This is a genomic window from Burkholderia sp. BDU5, assembly GCF_001522845.1.
GTDB lineage: Bacteria > Pseudomonadota > Gammaproteobacteria > Burkholderiales > Burkholderiaceae > Burkholderia > Burkholderia mayonis.
Genome location: NZ_LOWC01000053.1, coordinates 277,329 through 298,917, shown reverse-complemented (window position 1 = coordinate 298,917; position 21,589 = coordinate 277,329). Strand labels below are relative to the sequence as shown.

Sequence of the window (21,589 nt, the reverse complement as noted above, 5' to 3'; positions counted from 1 at the left end):
ACGGCTGGCTTCATGCCGCACCCAAAAACCGGACAGATTACGTGCTACAGACCCGGACAATTCATTTGCTCGCGACAAATCGGCAAAAAGGGCTTGACACCTCCCGCACCGATCTCCATAATTCGCCTTCTATTGGCGAATTAGCTCAGTCGGTTAGAGCGACGGAATCATAATCCGCAGGTCCGGGGTTCGAGTCCCTGATTCGCCACCAAATGCAGAAAGGGCTCAGCGCAAGCTGGGCCCTTTTTCTTTGCTCCGCAAACCTACCCCTGCTCCGCAAACAGCATGCTGCGGCAACACCGGCATCGCCAATCCTAACCACGCGGCTCCGCGCACGGCTTATCCAAAATCTGACTGGCCTCCTGTAGCCGGCCCCTCAAAGCCCGCAAAAGCGGTGCCTTTTGCTCACGCCCACAACGCAACAGCTCCTGCTTCGCTTGCCAAATCTTGCGATGCCGTTCGTTTGGAAGTCGCAGCTCCGGGCCAACTACAACGGCGCCCGTGACGACCTTGACGGACGTCGCGGCATAGGTCTTCGATTTCTTCTGCTTGGTCTTATAGCCATGCCTGCTAACCAGCTTCCGAACCTCGCCCAACAACTTCTTCGTAGCGGCCGCCCCCGAAATGGTCACATCGTCCACATAAGCCGTCATCCGGCATTGCTCACTCTTTGCCAGCTCAGCGATATCGTCAAACATATGTCTTGCCGCAAAGAAAGCGACCCGGCCACTCAACGCACTTCCGGTCGGAAGATGCTTCTGACGGTAGCAACAAATATCGGCTAGACAATGAGCGATGTCCTCTGCGCATAGAAAGTCTACGACGAACATCCGGTAGACCATCTGCCGCGTGGTGCTCGGGTAGAACTTATGGATATCAGTCTTGACGAGAGGCGTCGACCCGACATGCTCCCGAGCGTTATCAGCGTAGGAGCGCCCTTTCTGCGAATACAGATAGTCGGGCAGTTCGATCCGGGAAAGCAGCTTACCAATGCGACCATGAACATGAGCCAGCCACCCCAGCGGCTGCTGGATCTCCCGCCCCTTGTCGTTCTCCCAGACTCGGTAGTTATCGGTGGCGAGCAGCTTGTTGACTGCGCCCCACTCAACACCCAATACCTTCTCGAACTGCCCTTTCCCCCTCAAGCGATAGAGCGGGGACTGATGGAGCGGATATCGCTCAGGCGTGTTTTTCGATTTCATCGCGCTCTTCTAACCATTCAAGGAGACGCAGAATCTTGTCCGCAGCGGCAATACGCAGCTTACTGCCACGCGTCCGTTCTCCTTCCATGGTTTCGGAGAAGAGCAAAATGGACGACGTCGGCATCTTGAACACTTCCGAATACTTGCCAAGCAAGTCCAAGCCAGGTGCTTTATCACCCTTCTCGATCTCACTTAGGTACGAGTTCGAAATGCCAAGACGCTTCGCCAGCTCGACCTGCGTGAGCTGATGGTACGTCCTCAGTAGTTTCAACGCTCGGTACAACATGGTTCATTCCCGGTTTGAAATAAAGGGGTGCCGAATCGCCTCAGGACTTGTCGAAAATCTTCACGACCAGATCGATCAATTGCAGGATGGCGACAGCCACCTTGATCGTCTCCGGACGCGTCAACCACGACTTGACCCGGCTCCTCGGCCCCCGCCGTTTGGGGGGCTTTCGAACATGATGCATGGTTGTTCTCCTTGGCTACACCACCGGTCTGAGCGAAATGCGCAGACCGTGGCTGTCGTCCGTAACCAAGCAGAGCAAACGGCAGGTTTTCCCCTCTATTCCCAATGCATGCCCGGTGTCGTCCCGGGCATGCTCGCATCGGCAGCATCGTCATGGTCCGTCCAGATACTCGGCTCCACGGCGCACGGCCTAGCGAAAGACAGGACCTTGCGGCCCCACAGGGTGCTTACACACCCCACAGACACGACAGTTGTCTCTGTTAGCCTCACGACCAATATAGCCAATCGCGTTCGCCATTTCAAGAAATATTTCGCTGTCAGCGAAACATGTTCGCACACTGATTGCACGACTCACCGATCTGTCACATCGCCACGAACGTGGGCAGCCATAACAGTGACGAACTCCTCAGTGGTGATCTCCCCAGCGATCAACCGCTCTTTCTGAGTCTCCTCGAAATGGCTCGGCTCATACCCCTCCAACCTCGAAATTGCGTCCGCCTGACGAAACCGCTCCCGCAGCTCACGCTGGCGCTCGATCGAATTCAGCTTTCCCGCCATATCACCCTCACTTCGTCGGATCGACCTTATCACCCTTGCGCTCGCGCACGTAGTGCTCGGTCATCGCAAGCGACTTGTGCCCCAAGCGCCACAACCAAGCGCTCATCGCGCTGGCACGGCGACGCTGTGACGTCCTGTTCGCCATGCTGCGCGACGGCACCATTTACCAACCCAAGTCAGCCCCTACCGCTTGACGAAACTCATAGGGGCACCCTCCCACCGCGAATCGGCTCACGCCCGCCCGGGCATCGCATCCAGACGAAATTGACAAACGAGCTCGCCGCCTTCAGCGAGTTGTTCGAGTTGGGCACGCGTCATCGCGACAAGACGCGCCGCCAGTTCGTCCGATATGCCCAGCATCGACTGGCCTCGCTCGCCGTTCTCGTTCAGCAGACGCTGCGCGAGCCGGAGATACCGCTGATTGAATTCCGCGATCTCTTCGAGCACGTCCCTTTTTCCTTCCATGCCTGCCCCGTTTCGATGATGAACGCGCACGACGCCGCAAACGTTCGCGCAGACGCGATGGTTTATCCAATGCACGTCCGCAAGCGCAGACTAACGCATGCGGATCGCGGCCATCCGACAAAATGCCGCCCGCTCCGACAAATGGCGAGTCGCTAGCGCATCCGAGACGCCATGGCGTCTCATGGGCCGCCCGAAGACGTCATCGATACAACGTGCGCCCCGCATCGACATGTCGTCTGCGACCGACTTGCAGTAACCATCGGTCAATTGCTACGCCGAATCAGACAGATCGATAGGCGTGCTTGCGCGTCCACCGTCATACTCGCTCCTGGTCAGCCGCTCCCCCGGGCGGCGAACCTTCCGATAGTTCGGAATTGGCCTGCCTGCACGCGCCGTTGCAGGCGGGCCTTTTTTTCGTTCGCATCGAGCCGCACACTTCGCGACATCCTCGCACCGAACACGCGCATCGCACACGCCGTTGCGTCCTACAACGTTTCGCTTCGCAAATCCCTTCGCAGATTTGATTGAATCGACATCGCGAGAAGTTTGTCCGATTGAACCTATATTTAGCGTAGCCAAACAATTCGAACGGCCCTACCATCGCTTTACCACGCACAAGTCGTCGGCGTCGTTCGTTCATAAGAGCGTCCCGCCGGCTCGCGCGCAAACGTTTAACTTCTTCGATGGAAGGTTCGACGCTCGATGCTGAAAGTCACAAAAGCCGTATTTCCCGTTGCCGGCCTCGGCACCCGCTTTCTGCCCGCGACGAAAGCGAGTCCGAAGGAAATGTTGCCGGTCGTCGACAAACCCCTGATCCAATACGCGGTCGAGGAAGCGATCGCGGCCGGCATCACCGAGATGATCTTCGTCACCGGCCGAAGCAAGCGCGCAATCGAGGATCACTTCGACAAGTCGTACGAGATCGAGGCAGAACTCGAAGCGCGCGGCAAAGAGAAGCTGCTGTCGCTCGTGCGCAGCATCAAGCCGCGCAACGTCGACTGCTTCTATGTGCGCCAGGCCGAAGCGCTCGGCCTCGGCCACGCGGTGTTGTGCGCAGAGAAGCTCGTCGGCGACAGTCCGTTCGCCGTCGTGCTCGCGGACGATCTGCTCGACGGCCGCCCGCCCGTGCTGCGGCAGATGATCGACGTGTTCAATCACTATCACACGTCGGTCGTCGGCGTCGAAGAGATCGCGTTGCAACACTCGAAATCGTATGGCGTGATCGACGGCAAGCGTTGGGAGGACGACCTCTTCAAGCTGTCGGGAATCGTCGAAAAGCCCGAGCCTGCGGTTGCGCCGTCGAACTTCGGCGTCGTCGGGCGCTACGTGCTGAAGCCGCGGATCTTCGATCATCTGCGCTCGCTCAAGCCCGGCGCCGGCGGAGAGCTGCAGTTGACCGACGCGCTTCAGTCGCTGCTGAAGGACGAGCAGGTGCTCGCCTATCGGTACGACGGCGCGCGCTTCGATTGCGGCAGCAAAATCGGCTATCTGAAGGCGACCGTCGAGTTCGCGCTGCGTCATCCGGAAGTCGCGACCGAATTCGAGCAGTATCTGAGCGAGCGCTTTCCCGAGCTCGTCGCGGCGTAACGCGCTGCGTTCATTGTGCGCGAGCGGCGGATGCGGCGCGACGGCGCGCCGTATGTGCCGTATGTGCCGTATGTGCCGTATGTGCCGTATGTGCCGTATGTGCCGTATGTGCCGTATGTGCCGTATGTGCCTTACGTGCCGCCCGTCGGCGGCTCACAAGCGAAGCGCGCGCATCCGTTGCAGCGACGACGCTCGACGAACGAACCGCGGCTTCCCGCATGAGAAAATTCTGCATCGCTCATGCATTCATCGTTCCATGAAGCGCCGGACGTTTCATACGGATCGCGAAATGTCCGGCCATTGCCCGTTAATTTCGCTACTTCTTGAACACGCCGACGACGTCGTCGCCGTCGAACACGAGCAGCGCGTTGATGTGCCGCGCCTCCATCAGCAGCAATGCGTCCTCGACGCGCGTGCCGACGCGCACCATCGCCGGATCGATCGACATCAGATCCGCCGCGACACGGCGAAACAACGCATCGCCATGTGTCTCGACTGCGCGCCGGATGTCGCCGTCGGTGATGATCCCCCAGCCCGTTTCGCATCGAACGATCGCAAGCCCGAGCCGGCCACGCGTCATCGCCTGCAGCACGTCGATCGCCTGCGCGTTCGCGTCGACGAACGGCAAGTCGTGCGCGGCCATTTCGTCGTCGACCTTCGACAGCAGGCGGCGGCCAAGCGAGCCGCCCGGATGAAACCGCGCGAAGTTCTCCGGCCGAAAGCCGCGCGCCTTCATCAGCGTGACGGCCAGCGCGTCGCCCATCGCGAGCGCCGCCATGGTCGACGACGTCGGCGCGAGCTGAAGCGGACACGCCTCCTGCTCGACGCCGACGTCGAGATGGCTGTGCGCCGCCTTCGCGAGCGTCGATCGCGCGTTGCCCGTCAACGCGACGAGATGGTTGCGGTTGCTCTTCAGAAACGGAATCAGCTTGATCACCTCATCGGTTTCGCCCGAATACGAGATCGCGAGAAACGTGTCGGCCGACGTCACCATGCCGAGGTCGCCGTGATACGCCTCCCCCGGATGCATGAAGAAGCTCGGCGTGCCGGTGCTCGCGAGCGTCGCCGCGATCTTGCGCCCGATGATTCCGGATTTGCCCATCCCGCACACGACTACGCGGCCGCTGGAATGCAGGATCGCGTCGACTGCGTCGCCGAACGACTCGCCGATGCGCGCGGACAAGCCCGCGAGCGCCCGCGATTCGATGTCGAAGACTTGTCGCGCGGAATCAAGATAGTTGTGATGGTTCATCGGAGAGCAATCGAAGGCCATGAGCCGTGTTATTGGATGTATTCGAGCGAGTCCGCATTCGTGGACTTGGCGCAGCACACCGGAGCGGCAACGTACCGCGCCGCGAGATCATTGAACGATGTCATGCATTCCCCATCGATCCATCAGCGGCCGATACGCTTCGTCGAGCGACAACCCCGAACGCATCAGCACGTGCTCGGCCACTTCGCGCGCGACGCCCTCGCCGCCCGCCCGCGAGACGACGTAGTCGACGCGCCGCTTGACGAGCGCGTGCGCATCGGCGGGCGCATACGAAACGCCAACCGCCTCGATCACCGGCAGATCGTTCACGTCGTCACCGGCAAAGGCGATCGCATCGTCGGCGAGCGCATCCTCTGCCTTGATGCGTGCGTAGCCCGCGCGCTTGTCGTCGCAACCCGACACGAACACGTCGAAGCCGAGCTGCTGCGCGCGCCACGCGAGGGGCGCGCTGTGGCGGCCCGACAGAATGCCGCTGCGAATGCCGTGCGCGCGCAGCAGCGCGATGGCGATGCCGTCCTTCGCGTGAAAGCTCTTCATGAACTCGCCGTCGCCCGTCACGTGCAGCCGGCCGTCGGTCAGCACGCCGTCGACATCGAACAGCACGAGCCGGATCGCGCCGCGATACGCGGGCGCGCTCATCGGATATCGAGCGCCGGCATGCGCTTGACGAGATCATCGATCGCCTTCATCTGCGACAGGAAGCCTTCGAGCAGATGCAGCGGCAGCGCGCTCGGCCCGTCGCAGCGCGCGCGATCCGGATCGGGATGCGCTTCGAGAAAAAGCCCCGCGATGCCGACCGCCATGCCCGCGCGCGCGAGATCGAGCACTTGCCGGCGCCGGCCGCTCGACGCGTCGCCGAGCGGATCGCGGCATTGCAGGCTATGCGTGACGTCGAAGATCACGGGGCAGTCCGTCGTCTCCGCCATCTGCCGGAAGCCGAGCATATCGACAACGAGATTGTCATAGCCGAACGAGCTGCCGCGCTCGCACACAATTACCTGATCGTTGCCGGCCTCCCGGCATTTCGTCACCACGTGCTTCAGTTGCGCCGGGCTCATGAACTGCGGCTTCTTCACGTTCACCGGCTTGCCGGTCTTCGCGATCGCGACGACGAGATCGGTCTGGCGCGCGAGGAACGCGGGCACCTGCAGCACGTCCGCGACCTCGGCGACCGGCGCGGCCTGCTCGATTTCGTGGACGTCGGTAATCACCGGCACGCCAAAGCGTTCCTTCACCTCGTCGAAGATCTTCAGGCCCTCGTCGAGCCCGACGCCGCGATACGAATGGATCGACGAACGGTTCGCTTTGTCGAACGACGCCTTGAACACGAACGGGATCCCGAGCTTGCGCGTAACCGCGACGTACTCGCTGCACACGTCGAGCGTCAAGTCGAGACTCTCAAGCACGTTGATCCCGCCGAACAGCACGAAAGGCAGGTCGTTGCCGGCCGTCACGCCGGGACTGATTGCTACGTTCATAGGTCAAATCTCCGAATAAATCGTCCCGTACGCGCTGCGCGGCGATTTCGCACGGCAGGCCCGCGTTCGGGACGGCGAATCATCGAGACGCGCGCGCAAGATGCGCCGCGTAGACTGGCGCCAGTTGCCGGAAAAAGCGTTCTTCGCCGAAGCGCTCGCGGGCTTCGCGTCGCGCCGCGACGGCAAGGCGCGCGCGCAGCGCCGCATCGCGCTCGATCGACGCGAGCAGTTCGACCGCGTCTTCGGCGCCGCGAAATATCGCGCCAGTTTGCAAATGCCGTATGACATCGACGTTTCCCGCGCATGCCGACGCGACGACAGGCAAGCCGAGCAGCATCGCTTCGATGACCGACACGGGCATGCCCTCCCATGACGACGTCGACAAATATACGTCCACGCGCCGCAATCCTGCGACGACTTCCGCTCGGCCGAGCCAGCCGGCGACCTCGACGCCGGCGTAGCGCAGTTCCGTCTTGAGCGCGGCGTCGCCGTCGCCGATCCAGATGAAACGCATGCTCGAGCCTTGCAAGCGGCGCGCGATCTCGGCGAACAGCCGCGGATTCTTCTGCGGGCGGATGCCGCCGACCGTCGCGACCCGCATCACCGGCTCGCGCGTATCGGCCGAATCGGCGTTCGCGGGCGACGGCATTGCGCCGACCGCGTTCTCGACCACCACGACCGGCTGCCGCAAGTGCGCGCGAACCGCATCGCGTTCGCTGTCCGAGCAAGCGATATAGAGGCAACGCTTCACGCACGCGATCCGTTCGAGCGCGACGAACGCCAGCCGCTTCAGCGCCGAAATGTCGCGGCGCATGAACGAGATGCAGTGCGGGCTGTAGAAGAACGCCGCCTGCCGCAACGCGAACAGCGACGCGATTCGCCCGAGGAATCCCGCGAACGAAGAATGCAGATGCACGACGTCCGGCCCGATGCCGATTAGCGTGCGCCGGAGTTCGAGCAATGCCGGCAGCAGCGGCACACCCTTCATCTGGATGTGGCGCAACTTGACCGTCGCGTCGAACAGCGCATGAAAATCCGCGGGCGTATCGGGCCGGATCGAATAGACTACGTGCACGTCGTGTCCCTCGCGCGCGAAGCGATTCGCGATCAGGCACACCATCGACAACGTGCCCGTCGCGCTCGATTCGAGAACCTGGACGATCTTCATCCGCGCGCGCCCGCCTCGCGTCGCACCATCCTTCGACGGCATCGCGCGGTACCGTTTTTCCGCGACGTCGGCCGTCATCGCGCACCTCGCATCGAAGACACCGCGTCGAGATGCGCGGACACGCCCGATTGCGCGATCACCGCGGTCCATCCGAGCCGCTTCAGCCGCGCGGGATCGTTGCGCTGCGCGTGGAGCTGCGCCAACGGCAGCAACTCGTCGAATATCGATGCACCCGTGACGTGAGACCGGATGCCGAGCGCCTTCACCGCCTCGACATTGGACGGCGCATCGTTGCAGACGATCTTCTTGCCAAGCGCCGCGTATTCGAGCAGCTTCGTCGGCGTCTGATAGCAGTGCGGACGATGATACGGGAAATAGCAGACCGCATATTCGGAACGCTGCACGATCTTGAGCGCGTCGCGCTGCGGCACGCGTCCGACGAACTCGATGCCTTCGACGTGCCGGAATGCGTCGTGAATTTCCGGCTCCGGCTGGCCGACCAGCACGAGCGTGTCGCGCGCCGTGCGCGGCGCGTCGCGATACGCGGCCAGCACCTCGTGAAAGCCACGCTCGCGGCTCATCTCGCCGATGTAGCAGAAGCGTCCGGCCGGGCCGTCGCCCGCCGGTTCGTTCGCGATCCCGAAGATCCAGTCCGGCACGCCCATCGGCAGCAGCAGCGACGGCACGCCGTCGCAAAACGCCATCGCGTCGCGCATCCGCTCGTTCTGGAAGATTCGCAGATCCGGCCTCGCGTTCAACGCGCGCTTGACCGCATCCTTGACGGCCGCGAGCCGGCCGACCGACAGCGATCGGTAGTCGTGAATCACGAACCGCGCGGGCGGCAGCGAACGATAGAAGCCCATGATGCACCACAGGATGCAGTTGCTTCGGTTGCCGAACTGCGCATACGCGTTCGCATCGCCGTCGTGCACCTCGAATCCGCGCTGGCCGAGAAAATCCCGGTACGCGGCGATTTCCGGGTAGTTCGCCTTGCCAGGGTGGAGGATGAATACCTTCATGCTGTGCCCTTCTCCTTCTCGAGCACGCGCGCCGGCACGCCCACCGCGACGCCGCCGTCCGGCACGTCCCGCAGCACGACGGCGCCTGCGCCGACGCGCGCACGGTTGCCGATCCGAATCTCGCCGAGCGCGACGCTGTGCGCGCCGAACTCGACGTCGTCGCCGACGGTCGGCACGCCGCTGTATGTGCCGTCGGGCCGCAGCGTGTTGCCGATCGTCACGCCGTGCCGCATCACGCAGCGCTCGCCGATCTTGCAATAGCCGTTGATGACGAGCCCCGTGCCGTGATACAGCGTGAGACCCTTGCCGATTTTCGTCTTGACCGGGATCTCGATGCCCATGATCCAGTCGCAGACGACGATGTAGAGCGCGATCACCGGCGCGCCAAACGCGAGCGTCAGCTTGCTGCGGCACGCGAGATAGTTCGCGATCCGGAAGAACACGACGACGCAGCGCGTCTTGAAGAACGCGTTGCGCCGGCAATCGTCGACGATTGCTTCGATCGTCTGTTTCAAGGTCGTGCGCATGTCAGTGCTTCATCGAAAACACGTTCCTCGCCGCGCGCGGCGCGATCTCGCCCGTGCCGAAATAATCGATTCCGTCGATCAGGAACGAATGGATGTACTTGAGGAGCCGCGTGCGATCGAATTCCTTGTAGAAGCAGCGGCCGAGCGACACGACCGGCTTGCCGTACAGGAGCGCCTCGAGTCCGACCGTCGAATTGATCGTGACGACCGAATGCGCATGCTTGATGAGATCGGTGGTCGGCGACGTGACGAGGTCGAAATGATAAACGCGCTGCATGCGCAGCACTTCGTCGATCACCGTGGTGTCGCACTCGGCCGGATGCAGCTTGACGATCAGATCCGCGCACTCGTTCGCCGCGTGCTCGAACGCGAGCCGAATCGCCTTCAGATTGTCGACATCCGAATGCAGCTTGATCTGCGTATCGCCGGACACTTGCAGCGGCAGGAACACGTAGCGCAACGCCGACAGCTCCTTCACCGTCAACGCTTTCGCCTGAGTCGGCGCAACCGTCCCATTCGTCGCGCGCACCGTGTTCAAACGTTTGCGCGCGACGCCGCGCGTTGCGAGCTTCAGCGCATAGTTGACGGCCGATACCGCCTTGCGCTTCCACGACGTGCGCGCCTGCGGCAGCGGCCTTGCCTTGTATCGTTCGTAGCGCGCGAGCCAGCGGCGATGCGCGTCTTCGGTCGGCATCGGCAGCGCGTCGATCACAGCCGGGTTGCGGCTGATCGACGACAGCGCGTTGACGCCGAGCCGGTCGACGAACAGCTTGTCCGGCAGATTCGAGATTTCGACGAACTTCGCCGGAATCCCGTGCGCCGCGCACGCATGCGCAACCGCGCGGCAGACGAGCTGCTGACCGTTCCACATCAGGCACTGCGAAATCAGATGGCGGCGAAATAGGCCGGACATCGCCGCGAAGATCGCCGTCGCGTCGGCGCGTGCGAGCTCGGGCGTCATCTGCCCGTTCAGCACTTCGATCGACGCGTCGGAACGGATCGCGCCTGCGGCATCGCGCGCGGCGGATGCCTGCGCGCCGCGCCGCAAATAGACCGACCGGAATCCCGCACCCAGCGCCATCAGATGCGCGACCGGCTCGCTCGTCGCGAACAGAAAATCGAACTCCTTTCTGATCGACTTCACGAGCCGCGCGGCGAAGTAATAACGCTCCATGGAATCGACGACGACGACAATCATGATCTGCGCTCAACAAAAAAATGGAAGAAACGTCATGCGCCGGCACGCCGACGCGACGCGCTGCCGTTCATCACGCCGAACGTCAGCGCGATGCCGGCGATCATCAGCACGGCGCCGGAAAACGAGAACAAGCGCACGCTCGCGAGCACCGACAGGTTCGCGAGCTTCGCCGTACACAGCGCGCCGGCGAGCACGGCGCCAGACCCGAGCTGAAACAGGAAATCGACGCGCTGCGCGCGCGCCGCAAGGAAGATCTGCGACAGCGGCACGTAGATCATCTGGAATGCGAAGAGCGGGATCATGCATTGGAAGAATGCGATCGCACCGCTCCAGCGCGCGCCGAAAAAGAGTTCGACGAGCGGGCCGAACAAGAGCGCGCCGCCTGCCGCATAGCCCGCCGCGAGCAGCGCGAGCGATCGCGCATATGCGCCGAACACTTTCGGCACCATCGCGCGCGCGTCGTCGCGCGCCATCGCGGCCATCGCATCGCGCCGGAATACGCCGCCCAGGCTCTGCGCGATCAGCGACACGGGAAAGAATCCGAGCCGGTACGCGGCCGCGAAATAGCCGGCGCTCTGCGCATCGAACCAATGTGGAATCACGATCGCGAGCGCATAGGTCAGCACCGAACCGCAGAGCGTCGAAGGCAGGATGTACTTCGCGAACCGGCTGTGCCCGACGAAGAACGCGCGCGTCACGGCAAACGAATAGCCGCGCCGCTTGCCGTGCAGCGCGACTGCGATCAGCAGCAGCAGCGCGACGAGCGCCGTCACCGCCGTATATGCGCCGAATGCGTCGATCGGCCCGAGCGCCGGCAGGAACACCGTGGCGGCGATGCAGACGAGAAACGACCCGTTCACGGCAATCCGGCTCGCGGCGATCCAGCCATAGCGTCTCAGGCTGTTCAGATAGCCGCCCGCCGCCAGTTGGACGAACATCGCAAAACCGTAAGCGGCGGCGACGTACAGCTCCGTGTGACCCGTGATGAAGATCGCCGCGCAGCCGAGCGCGACGAACGCGACGCTCAGCGCCATCACGTTGACGAACGCGTTGAACGAATCGGCCGGGCTGTCGCTCACGCAGGCGAGCTCGTAGCGGCACGCGAGCAACGTGCCAGCGAACGTCGCCAGCGCGAGCAGATAGTTGAAGTGGCCGAGCGCCTCCGGCCCCTGAAAGCGTCCGATCAGCGAGATACAGCCGAAGAGCGCGATCTGCCCGGCGACGACGCCGCACAGCGACACGATCGAATCGCGGACACGGATCATCTTCGCGCCCCCTCGTTCGAATACGCGTGCGATGCGCACGCGATTCCGACCCGACGGCGACCGGCATCGCATCCGCTTGCCCGCATGTCGGCGTCACGCATCCTGCTTCGCTCCGTATTCGTACGCGACGTAGCGATAGCCGCCGTACTTCGATCCGTACCCGTACTGGCCGAGGCGCGGATTGATCCCGTTGAACACGACGCCGCTCAGGCGCACGCCGTTCTGCGAGAGCCGTTTCGTCGATTCGGCGATCTCGCCGAGCTTCGTCGAGCCGGCGAGCGCGACGAGGAACGCGGTGCCCGCCGTCGCGGCGAGGATGCCCGTATCGGCCACCGCGAGCACGGGCGGCGAGTCGATCACGACGACATCGTAGCGCTTCGAGAACGCATCGATCAGCGCCGGCACGCGCGCGTTGAGCAGCAGCTCCGCCGGATTCTTCGGCATCGCGCCCGTCGAGATGAAATCGAGTCCGTCGATCACGTCGCGATGCAGCACGTCGTCGAGCCGCACGGTATCCGCGATCAGCTCGGAAAGGCCCTTGCCGCGCGCGAGGCCGAGATAGTCGTTCAGATGCCCCTTGCGGATGTCGCCGTCGATCAGCAGGACGCGCTTGCCCGCCATCGTCAGGACGGCGGCGAGATTCGCCGATACGAACGACTTGCCGACGCCGGGCGCGGGACCCGCGATCACGACGACGTTGTTCTTCGCTTCGAGCATCGCGAACTGCAGCGCCGTGCGCAGGCTGCGCAGGCTTTCGACGGCCGGCTCGTCCGGATGCACGACGGACAGCAGCGACATCACGTGCTCCTTGCGCTTCGCGCGCTCGGTCAACGCCCGCTGCTGTTCGCTGCGCGGCACGGTCGCATAGACGTTCAAACCCAGGCGGCGCTCGATCTCGTTCGGATCCGAGATGCCATGGAACAGCATCGACCGGCCGACCGCCGTCCCGCAGCCGGCGAGCACGCCGAGCAGCAGCGACGCGAGCGCGACGAACGCCTTCTTCGGCTTGACGGGCACCTCGGGCACTGCGGCCGTATCGACGAGCCTCACGTTGCCGACCTTGCCCGCGCGCACGAGCTGCAACTGCTGCATGTTGTTCAGCAGCGCCGTGTAGAGATCGGTGTTGACCTTCACGTCGAGCATCAGCCGCACGATCTGCTGCTGCAGGTCCGGCAGACGCCTGATCTGCTGCTCGGCCGTGCCGCGATAGCCGTCGAGCGCCGCGATCTGCCGATCGATCGCGACGACGTCCGGGTGTTTCGGCGTGAAGCGCGACAGCAGCTCGTGCCGCTTCTGCTGCAGCTCGAGCAGGCGCGTCTTCGCGTCGGCGGATTGCGCGAGCGCGAGCTTCGCCTCTTCGGTCAGATCGACCGTGCCGTGCTCGTCGCGCAATTTCGTCAGGCGTGCTTCGGAATCGGTGAGTTGCTGCTTGAGCATCGGCAGTTGCCCATTGAGGAACTCGAGCGATTGCGCGGCTTCCGCCGACTTGCGCTGGATGTTCTGCGCGATGTATTGCCGCCCGATCTCGTTGAGCGCGCTGCTGACGAGCTCAGGATCGATGTCGCGCAGGCTCGCGACCACGACGTCCGATTGCTTGACGCGCTCCTGCACGTCGAGGTTGTCCTGCAGATGCTCGATCGTCCGCAACCGCGAGTTGCGCACGAGCCTGAACGTCGCGCCCGGCTTCGCGGCGACCGAATCGACGCGCAGCGCGATCGCCCCGCCAGCCGCCGGAAAGCGTTCGAGCTTGCCGACGACGCCTTCGACGCTGCGCTCGAGATCTCCGCCGTCGAGCCGATAGCGGCGCCCATCGAGCAGCGTCAGCTCGAACGCATCGCCTTCGAGCGAGCGCGGCACGTCGAACACCGCGACGTCGATGCGCTCCTGGCCCCACGCGTAGCCGCCGAAGCCGGCGAAACCCGGATTCGACAGTCCTTCGTGGCGGCGGGCGAGCCAGTTGCCGATGACAGGGAAGCGCTTCGGCTTCGCGTCGATGAAGAGCTTCAGGTTGTCGACCGCGCGCGACACGACGAGCCGCGACGCGAGAATCTGCGTCTCGGCCGCCGCCGACGATTTCACGTCGAAGAGCGACGACACGTCGCCGAGCAGGCTTTTCGCGGCGGACGTGTCGGGGCTGTCCTCGACCTGGATCAGGATGTCCGCCTGATAGACCGGCTTGCTGAGCACCGCATACGCGCCGCCGATGACGAGACAGCCGGACGCGATCGCGGCGATCAGCCATCGGCTTTCGATCAGGATGTCGAGAATGGCGATGAAATCCGTATCGCCGTCGCCCTCGGCGGGCGCTTGTGTACCGGATGGATTGGAATTCATGTATCGGGATCTTGGGGATTCGGTTCCGCGCGTGCGCGCGGTCGTTCACACGAGCCGCAGCCGCGACAGCCAGCCGTTCACGCCGAGCTCGATGAGCCGTGCGGAACGCTCGAACACGAAGCGCGGTTGACGATAGGGATCGCGTACATCGAAGTTCTCGTGCTCGCCGATGCGAAACACCTTGCCGCGCGCAAGCGGATACTGATCCTCGACGAGCCGGCGCTGACCGCGGTCCATCACGAGAATCAGATCCGCCGAAGCGCATTGCGCGCGGCCGAGCTGCTGCGCGCGATGCGCGGAGAGATCGATGCCGCGCTCGCGCATCACGTCCTGCGCGAGCGGCGCGGCCGGCATGCCGACGAGCGCGTTGAAGCCCGCCGACGTAACCGTGCGGCCCGGCAGCGCCGCGGCAAAGAACGCGGCCGCCATCGGGCTGCGGCAGAGATTGCCTTCGCAGACGACGAGAATCGATTCGATCATTTGGTCACGACCGCCGCGGTCAGGCCGGCGTTGATCGCCGGCAGCAGCAGGCTGAGCACGCGGCTGAACCGGACGAGACCGTTGCCGTCGACGTAGACGATGTCCTTCGGCTCCAGCTCGAACTGGTTCGCGAGCACCATCGCAACGGGCGAACTCGCGTCGAGCCGGTAGACGTGCGGCTTCGCATCGAGCGAGCCGCGGATCACGTACATCTGCGCCGCATCGGCCGTCGACGCGTTCAGGCTGCCCGCCTGCGACAGCGCCTCGCTCAGCGTCAGCCGGCCGTTGCGCATCGGCAGCGCGGTAACCGGCTTGTTGACTTCGCCCATCACGAACACGCCGCTCTCGTCGCGCGGCGGGATGCGCAGCAGGTCGCCGTCCTTGAGGACGACTCGCGGCGCATGGGTCCCTTGCGCGGCGCCCGACAGATCGATCCGCTGCTCGACGCCGTTGCGCACAAGGATCACGCGGCTCTGGTCCGCGCTCGCCGAGAAGCCGCCGGCGCGACCCACTGCATCGTACAGCGTCATCGGAATGTCGTTGAGCGGCTGCGAGCCCGGCGTACGCACTTCGCCTTCGATGTAGACCTGCTTCGCGCGGAACGACGCGACGCGCACCGTCACCTGCGGGTCGCGGAACGTCTCCGCGAGCTTGCGCGCGAGCCGCGCCTGGACCTGCTCGGGCTTGAGACCCGCGACGGCGAGGCGTCCCACGTACGGATACTGAAGCGTGCCGTCCTGATCGACCACGAAGCCCGCCGGCGCGTCGGCCGCGCGCGCGGTCGTCTGCTGCTGCGTGCCGAGCGCCGCCGCGAGCTCGGGATGATCCCAGACCGTGATCTGCAGCACGTCGCCGCGCCCGATCGTGTAGCCGGACACCGGCGACGCGAGATCGGGCGCGGCTTGCGCGCCGCGCTGCGTATCGCGCAGCGTCCGGATCAGATTCAGGTCGATGTCGGTAATCGGAATCGGCAACTGCTCGCCGTGCGGCTCGCGGCCGGCCTCGGCCGGCGCGCCCGCTGCCGCGCTCGATACCGGCACGTTCGGCGGCTGCTTCATCCGCATGCCGGGCGCGATGCCGCATGCACCGAGCGCCGCGCATAACGGCATCCACATCGTCAACAAACGCACGCGTGCGCCGTACGTGCGCCTCGGCGGCACGTCGCCGCCGGCTTCCCCCAGACTACCCATCTATACCTCGATCCACTTTCTGGTTCTGGCCTGTTCCGGCCGCCGATCATCGTGCGCAAGGCGCTCAATACGCGCCCGATCCGCGCAGGACCACGTTGACCGTCTTCAACAGGATGTACAGGTCGCGGCGAAGCGACCATTCCTTCACGTACGACACGTCGAGCGAAACGCGTGTCGCGTAATCGGTGTCGTTGCGGCCGCTTACCTGCCACAGCCCCGTCATGCCGGGCTTCGCCGCGAGGTAATAGCGAACGTCGTCGCCGTAGCGCGGAAGCTCGGCCTCGACGATCGGTCGCGGCCCGACGAGACTCATCTCACCCCTCACGACGTTCAGTAATTGAGGCAGCTCGTCGAGACTGCTGCGACGCAGGAAGCGGCCGATCCGCGTGATCCGCACGTCGTGCTTCAACTTGAATTCACGCTCCCACTCCGCGCGCGCCTGCGGATCGCGCTCGAGCAGCGCCTTCAGCACGGCGTCCGCGTTCATCACCATCGAGCGAAACTTCAGGCACTTGAAGCGGCAGCCGTCTCGACCGATCCGCACATGTCCGAACATGGCCGGCCCGCCGTCGCGCTTGACGAGAAACGCGATCACGGCAAGCACGGGCGACAGCACGGCGATCAGGCACGACGCCGCGGTGACGTCGAACGCACGCTTGATGATCCGCTTCGCGACGCCCGACGTCCTCATGCGTTGCGCGACGTGCCCCATCTGGTCGAACGTCGCGGCCTTCACCTTGTGGCTCGCGCGCTCGACAAGGCCGAAGATCGCGAGCGTGACCGCGCGAAAGATCAGCAGCCCGATGCCGCTCGTCACCGTCCAGTACATGAACCACGCGCTCGACAGGATCTGCGCACGGCGCAGCACGTATAGCAGCGCAACGGTGCCGCCCTGCACGACGAGCCAGGCGAGTGCGGTGCGGCTGATCAGATGCACCGGCGAGCGTCGCTTCGACGTCTCGTAGATCCCGCACGCGGGAAAAACCGACAGCGACAGCGCGGCGGCAAACGCCACCAGCGATCCGTCGAAGATCTGCGCGTGCGAACTGCCGGACGCCTCGATCAGAATCGGGAGGAACGCGCCGATTACGATCAATGCAATGTCGACGACTCGGGGAAATATCGCTGGCATAGGTGAACCTCAATTGCGCTTCGTCAATAATTTGCTTCGTACTTCTACATTCATGACCGATGTTCGCGCGTCTCGCACATCGCCTCATCGATGAATCCGAATCCGAATTGACAGAGGTCCGGCCTTCATCGCCCGAAATCGATCGAGCGTCGCCCGCGGCTTCGAACGCGAGTGCGGTGAAATGCGGGTTGGGGACGAAGCGACGGACGCGGCGTACCGCTCGTTATGAAACCGACCTGCTCAGGTGCGAGACAAAGTCGGCGCATGCAAGATCCGCGTCCAAGCCGCGGCTGCGCTCAATCGCGCGATATTCGGTCGGCGACATCGACAGATGCTGGCGAAACAGCTTCGCCAGTCGATCGCCGCTGCCGAGACCGGTGCGCCGCGCAATCTTGTCGACCGGAAGATCGGTGTGCACGAGCATGTGGCGTGCGTGTTCGAGCCGGACTCTCTGCACGAACTCCGACGGCGTCACGCCGATCTCCTGCTTGAAGCGCCTCAAGAAATTTCGCTCGCTCATCGCCGCCGCATGCGCGGTGTCGGCGATCGAAATGCGGTTTGCACTGTTGTCGCGCAGTTGCTGGACTGACGTGCGAATCAGTTTGCTCGCACGCGCCTCGCGCGACGCAAATGCCGGCTCGGCTGGCCGTGCGTTCATCGCCGGACACAGGCACTCCGCGACTTCGTGCGCGGGGCCATCGCCGCAATCGTGCCGAATGATCGCCAGTGCGGCCGAGAATGCCGCGCGCTCCGCCGCCGTCGGACGGGATTTTCCGGACGAAGCGGCGCCGGAGAGCATCGCGTCGATCGACAGGTCGTCCGCCGCCGCGTCGCCGCGCTCTCGGTTCACGAGTCCCATCAAGCGCTTCGTGCGGCCCGAGGCTCCGATATGGGCACGCGCGCAACGCAACCAATCGGATACCTTCTCGTCGTCGCGATCGACCGCATCCGGCTCGCCGATCGCGAAGATCGCATGCACGCTTTCGATCGCGCACTCATGCAGCGGCCGGGTCCAGACAGGTATGCCGGACGACGAATACACCGCGCCGCCCTTCGCCGACAGCAGCAGCATCTCGTAATCGCTGCTGGGATCCGCACCGGCATGTCGAATGCGATTGGCGAAGTTGAATATTTCCGCCATGCGGCCCGCCTGCATCAACGAAAAGCCCTCAAACAAGACGACAGCGATTCCTTTTCGGTAGCACACGCCTCCGAAAGCTGCACCACGACTCACGTGTGCTCCCATCCGACCAATGTTGAACGCGCATTCCATCCCGCCGGCCCTTTCCACTCATTCGGCAATGTCCATTCTGCAGCGCATCATATTCCTTCAAATAGATGCAACAACCTTTCTGTCTGATTACGATGCAATGTTGGCGGATTAAATCTGGATGCCGATTCCGCCATTTATCCGTCGCGTCAATTCGAGTTGGTGCGAACTTCGATCCGAAAGGCGCTTGCGGGCCAGTCGATTTCGGACAATCTTTCGGCAACCGAACCATCGCCGGCATCCTAAGCTGCCGATAAAGACGACGGATAAGCGCGGACACCGCGGATGCTGCGCCACACCGCCGTCCGGGCGAATCAGACGTGTCGTTCGGGCTCGATGGATCTGCAGGTCCGCCACTTTCGCGGCCTTCCGTCACCGCGCCGCGTGGTTATTTCGTGTCGGAGGAATATGACGGCATCGCGCGCCGGGAAGTACGCCGCATACGTCGCCGCGGCGCCGACTTTATCGAATTTGTCCCCATATCGCATGTTTTTTTACATTTAGAATTGATCTTTCATTACCAGTCCGCCAATCACCGTTGTGTATTTTTTCGATATCGATCTCATGCTTTTCGATAATCGACGGCCGAAGCAAATTTCACATCGAGCACAATGGGCTCGGTCGTCACGGCTCGGTAATTTCATTTACACCCGCTACGGTGCGTCACACGCGCGAATTAGCACGATGTGCACCAATCGAACAATGCGGCCACTGCAGGCGCTTTCGCCGCACGAAACTACAGTCATTCGCGTGATCCCCCTACAATAAGGCGTTTTTTCCCAAGCGAATGCAAGCAATGTGGTCTGCCATCAGCGATCTCGGCGATGCCGCCTTGACTCTTCCTCTTTCCGCCGTCTGCTGCGCGTGTCTCGTCCGCTCGTCGCCCGAGCGGCGCCACGCGATGTCGTGGCTCGCGTTGCTCGCGGCGGGCATGCTCGTCGTCGGATTGACGAAGATCCTCTATGCGGGCTGCGGCGTGCAGATTCGCGCGATCGACTTCCGCGTCGTCAGCGGCCACACGATGCTCGCATCGGCGGTGTGGCCGATGGCGCTCCTGCTCGGCCTGCAATGGGTGCGCACGGACATCGCGCTGACGGTGGGTCTCGCGCTCGCCGCGCTGATCGGCACGGCGCGTGTGTTCGACGAAGCGCATACGGCGTCCGAAGTGATCGCCGGCTGGGCAGTCGGCACGCTCGTCACGCTGTCGTTCGTGTGTTGGAAAGGGACGCCGGCCATAGCGCCACGCTTGCGGCCTTATGCGTCGGTTTCGATGCTGGCAGTGCTGGCCATTGCCTACGGCAGGCACGCGCCGATTCAGTCGGCGATCGAGCTGTATTCGCCGTTCCTGTGCCGTCAACTCCCATGGTGACTGGCGGCTGCGCCCAAGGCTAGGCGCCGATCGCCAAAACCCTGTCTCGATCGGACAGTCGCGCTTGCGCCGTCGCACGCATCGCTATACTCCCAGGCACCGCGCCGCATCGATGCCCGAAGCGGGACGACGACGTATTTCGCACGTCATGCAAAGCCCGCCGTCGACGTATGACGCATATGAAGACGCACGCGGAAGACGCGCGCGCCAGGCGTCGGCGGCACGCGGAGCGGCGCAGCGTCCGCACCGAGTGCGTGCGTGCCGACGGCCTCGCTTCGGCAGCTCGCCGCACGGCGCACGCGCGTTCGACGCGCCACCTTCGAGCGACGCGGTTCGGGGATGCGCGCGCCGCTCACGAACCACGGAGTTTCCATGCGACGCACGAGCGTTCCCACCCTGCTCTTCGCCGCCAGCGCCTGCTTCTTCTCGCTGAACGCGTTCAGCGTGCGCGCAACCTTCGCGGCCTATGCGCTGCTCGCCATCCTCGCACTGTTCCGCGCGCCGACGCTGTTCGCGCGCCAACGCCGTCTACCCGCCATCGCCGCGTACTGGATGCTCAGCGTGAGCGTCGCATTCATCGTGTCCGCATTCGGCGATTTCTACGCGAACTTCTACGTCAAGTTCGTGCTGATCGAAATCTACATCGCGCTCGCGTTCTGGTTGTTCGCAAGCGGCGTGCTGTCGATGGGCTCGCTCGAACGGACATGCGAAACGCTGATCTACGTGCACGCCGCGTTCTTCGTCGTGCAGCTCGGCTGCTACCTGATCTCCGGGCATTTCATCGACTTCGACAGCTACATCCGCGAAAGCGATTCGGAAGCGCTCTACGCGACGAAAGCGCTGAGCGACAGCCTCATCTCGATCCGCGCGCTCGGCCTCTACTCGGAACCGTCGTTCTACGCGATGACGGTCGTCCCCGCGGGCGTCGTGCTGCTGCTTGCGAAGCGGCGCATGACGGCGGCGCCGATCGTCGCGTTCGCGACCGCGCTGCTGTCGTTTTCGATCGCGGCAATCATCATCTGCGCGCTGCTGTTCGGCGTGCACTTCCTCGCAGGACGCACGTCGATCCGGATCAAGCTCGTGATCGTCGCCGTCGCGCTCGCGATCGCGCCGGCGATGTACGGCGTGTACGACAAGCGCGTGAATCAGTCCGCCGACTACGACGCGGTCGGCAGCCGCACGCTCGTGCTGCGCGAGCTGAGCGCGCGCGACGCGCTCGCCGACGTGTTCGGCAACGGCCTCTTCTGGGACGAGCGCAACAACGTCGGCAAGACGCATCTGCGCGGCTATCAGGTGCGCGACAGTTCGTTCTATGTGTATCTGCTGTTCAGCACCGGCATCGTCGGCGTCGCCGCGTTCTTCGGCACGCTGTTCCTGCTGTTCCGTCGGCGCGGCCGCCGACGCTACCTGCTGTATCTGCTGCCGCTCCTGCTCTTCAAGTTCCACGCGCTATACGGCATGCTGTGGCTCACGCTGTTGATGTTCGTCGTCGTCGCCGGACACGCCGAACGTTCGCCCGAGCGCCGCGAGCGGCCTGGTACCGGTACCGGCCGGCTGAGCGCGACGGGTGCATCGGGTCCTTAGCGCCTGCCGCCGCGTGCGTGC

The 21,589-nt window shown here is 63.8% G+C and carries 21 protein-coding genes and 1 tRNA gene; 4 read left to right on the top strand and 18 right to left on the bottom strand.

What is annotated here, in order from left to right; all coding sequences use genetic code 11:
- Positions 1-134: 134 nt before the first annotated feature.
- Positions 135-211: transfer RNA gene (locus WS69_RS11515), tRNA-Met, on the top strand.
- A 103-nt stretch (positions 212-314) separates the two neighbouring features.
- Here the strand turns inward: WS69_RS11515 and WS69_RS11510 are convergent.
- The 5 genes from WS69_RS11510 to WS69_RS11495 all read right to left on the bottom strand — a co-directional run bounded on the left by WS69_RS11510 (position 315) and on the right by WS69_RS11495 (position 2,694).
- Positions 315-1,202 (bottom strand): reverse transcriptase family protein, encoded by an 888-nt coding sequence (locus WS69_RS11510; protein WP_231747113.1) that lies wholly within the window; start codon positions 1,200-1,202, stop codon positions 315-317.
- The gene (locus WS69_RS11505; protein ID WP_059470886.1) at positions 1,180-1,488 is read right to left on the bottom strand and encodes a helix-turn-helix transcriptional regulator; all 309 of its coding nucleotides are present in this window, start codon (positions 1,486-1,488) and stop codon (positions 1,180-1,182) included. Before WS69_RS11505 ends, WS69_RS11510 begins: the two co-directional genes overlap by 23 nt.
- 40 nt (positions 1,489-1,528) lie before the next feature.
- On the bottom strand, positions 1,529-1,672 hold the full coding sequence (locus WS69_RS34095) for a hypothetical protein (RefSeq protein ID WP_017772759.1): 144 nt from the start codon (positions 1,670-1,672) through the stop codon (positions 1,529-1,531).
- 350 nt (positions 1,673-2,022) lie between these two features.
- A complete protein-coding gene (locus tag WS69_RS11500) occupies positions 2,023-2,229 on the bottom strand; it encodes an antitoxin VbhA family protein (protein WP_059470885.1) in 207 nt (68 codons plus the stop codon).
- Between the two features lie 231 nt (positions 2,230-2,460).
- Positions 2,461-2,694 (bottom strand): flagellar transcriptional regulator FlhD, encoded by a 234-nt coding sequence (locus WS69_RS11495; protein WP_059470884.1) that lies wholly within the window; start codon positions 2,692-2,694, stop codon positions 2,461-2,463.
- A 702-nt stretch (positions 2,695-3,396) separates the two neighbouring features.
- On the opposite strand from WS69_RS11495, the gene galU reads away from it, so the two are divergent.
- Entirely contained in the window at positions 3,397-4,281 is an 885-nt protein-coding gene (gene galU / locus WS69_RS11490; protein WP_059470883.1) for a UTP--glucose-1-phosphate uridylyltransferase GalU, read from the top strand.
- Between the two features lie 316 nt (positions 4,282-4,597).
- Here the strand turns inward: galU and WS69_RS11480 are convergent, their stop codons facing one another.
- From WS69_RS11480 to WS69_RS11420, 13 genes are all read right to left on the bottom strand, one after another.
- The gene (locus WS69_RS11480) at positions 4,598-5,533 is read right to left on the bottom strand and encodes a KpsF/GutQ family sugar-phosphate isomerase (RefSeq protein WP_059470881.1); all 936 of its coding nucleotides are present in this window, start codon (positions 5,531-5,533) and stop codon (positions 4,598-4,600) included.
- A 108-nt stretch (positions 5,534-5,641) separates the two neighbouring features.
- Positions 5,642-6,193 carry a KdsC family phosphatase gene (locus WS69_RS11475; protein ID WP_059470880.1) on the bottom strand — a complete coding sequence of 184 codons (552 nt, stop codon included), beginning with the start codon at positions 6,191-6,193 and terminating at the stop codon, positions 5,642-5,644.
- Positions 6,190-7,032 (bottom strand): 3-deoxy-8-phosphooctulonate synthase, encoded by an 843-nt coding sequence (gene kdsA / locus WS69_RS11470; RefSeq protein WP_059470879.1) that lies wholly within the window; start codon positions 7,030-7,032, stop codon positions 6,190-6,192. Before kdsA ends, WS69_RS11475 begins: the two co-directional genes overlap by 4 nt.
- A gap of 79 nt (positions 7,033-7,111) precedes the next feature.
- Positions 7,112-8,278: a glycosyltransferase gene (locus tag WS69_RS11465; RefSeq protein ID WP_059470878.1), complete on the bottom strand. Its 1,167-nt coding sequence runs from the start codon at positions 8,276-8,278 to the stop codon at positions 7,112-7,114.
- Positions 8,275-9,219, bottom strand: a complete 945-nt coding sequence (locus tag WS69_RS11460) for a glycosyltransferase (protein WP_059470877.1) — start codon at positions 9,217-9,219, stop codon at positions 8,275-8,277. The genes WS69_RS11465 and WS69_RS11460 overlap by 4 nt, the downstream gene beginning before the upstream one ends.
- A complete protein-coding gene (locus WS69_RS11455; protein WP_059470876.1) occupies positions 9,216-9,746 on the bottom strand; it encodes a serine O-acetyltransferase in 531 nt (176 codons plus the stop codon). The genes WS69_RS11460 and WS69_RS11455 overlap by 4 nt, the downstream gene beginning before the upstream one ends.
- 1 nt (position 9,747) lies before the next feature.
- Positions 9,748-10,944, bottom strand: coding sequence for a capsular polysaccharide export protein, LipB/KpsS family (locus tag WS69_RS11450; RefSeq protein ID WP_059470875.1), 1,197 nt, complete (start codon positions 10,942-10,944; stop codon positions 9,748-9,750).
- 32 nt (positions 10,945-10,976) lie between these two features.
- The gene (locus WS69_RS11445) at positions 10,977-12,209 is read right to left on the bottom strand and encodes a lipopolysaccharide biosynthesis protein (protein ID WP_059470908.1); all 1,233 of its coding nucleotides are present in this window, start codon (positions 12,207-12,209) and stop codon (positions 10,977-10,979) included.
- Between the two features lie 93 nt (positions 12,210-12,302).
- On the bottom strand, positions 12,303-14,543 hold the full coding sequence (locus WS69_RS11440) for a polysaccharide biosynthesis tyrosine autokinase (protein WP_059470874.1): 2,241 nt from the start codon (positions 14,541-14,543) through the stop codon (positions 12,303-12,305).
- A gap of 45 nt (positions 14,544-14,588) precedes the next feature.
- On the bottom strand, positions 14,589-15,023 hold the full coding sequence (locus WS69_RS11435; protein WP_059470873.1) for a low molecular weight protein-tyrosine-phosphatase: 435 nt from the start codon (positions 15,021-15,023) through the stop codon (positions 14,589-14,591).
- The gene (locus tag WS69_RS11430) at positions 15,020-16,213 is read right to left on the bottom strand and encodes a polysaccharide biosynthesis/export family protein (RefSeq protein ID WP_059470872.1); all 1,194 of its coding nucleotides are present in this window, start codon (positions 16,211-16,213) and stop codon (positions 15,020-15,022) included. Before WS69_RS11430 ends, WS69_RS11435 begins: the two co-directional genes overlap by 4 nt.
- Positions 16,214-16,277: 64 nt before the next feature.
- Positions 16,278-17,345, bottom strand: coding sequence for a sugar transferase (locus tag WS69_RS11425; protein WP_059470871.1), 1,068 nt, complete (start codon positions 17,343-17,345; stop codon positions 16,278-16,280).
- Positions 17,346-17,568: 223 nt separating this feature from the next.
- The gene (locus WS69_RS11420) at positions 17,569-18,501 is read right to left on the bottom strand and encodes a helix-turn-helix domain-containing protein (RefSeq protein ID WP_059470907.1); all 933 of its coding nucleotides are present in this window, start codon (positions 18,499-18,501) and stop codon (positions 17,569-17,571) included.
- A gap of 910 nt (positions 18,502-19,411) precedes the next feature.
- Here WS69_RS11420 and WS69_RS11415 point away from each other — a divergent pair.
- Positions 19,412-19,984 carry a phosphatase PAP2 family protein gene (locus tag WS69_RS11415; RefSeq protein WP_059470870.1) on the top strand — a complete coding sequence of 191 codons (573 nt, stop codon included), beginning with the start codon at positions 19,412-19,414 and terminating at the stop codon, positions 19,982-19,984.
- Positions 19,985-20,356: 372 nt separating this feature from the next.
- Positions 20,357-21,568, top strand: a complete 1,212-nt coding sequence (locus WS69_RS11405; protein ID WP_059470906.1) for a hypothetical protein — start codon at positions 20,357-20,359, stop codon at positions 21,566-21,568.
- Positions 21,569-21,589: the final 21 nt, after the last annotated feature.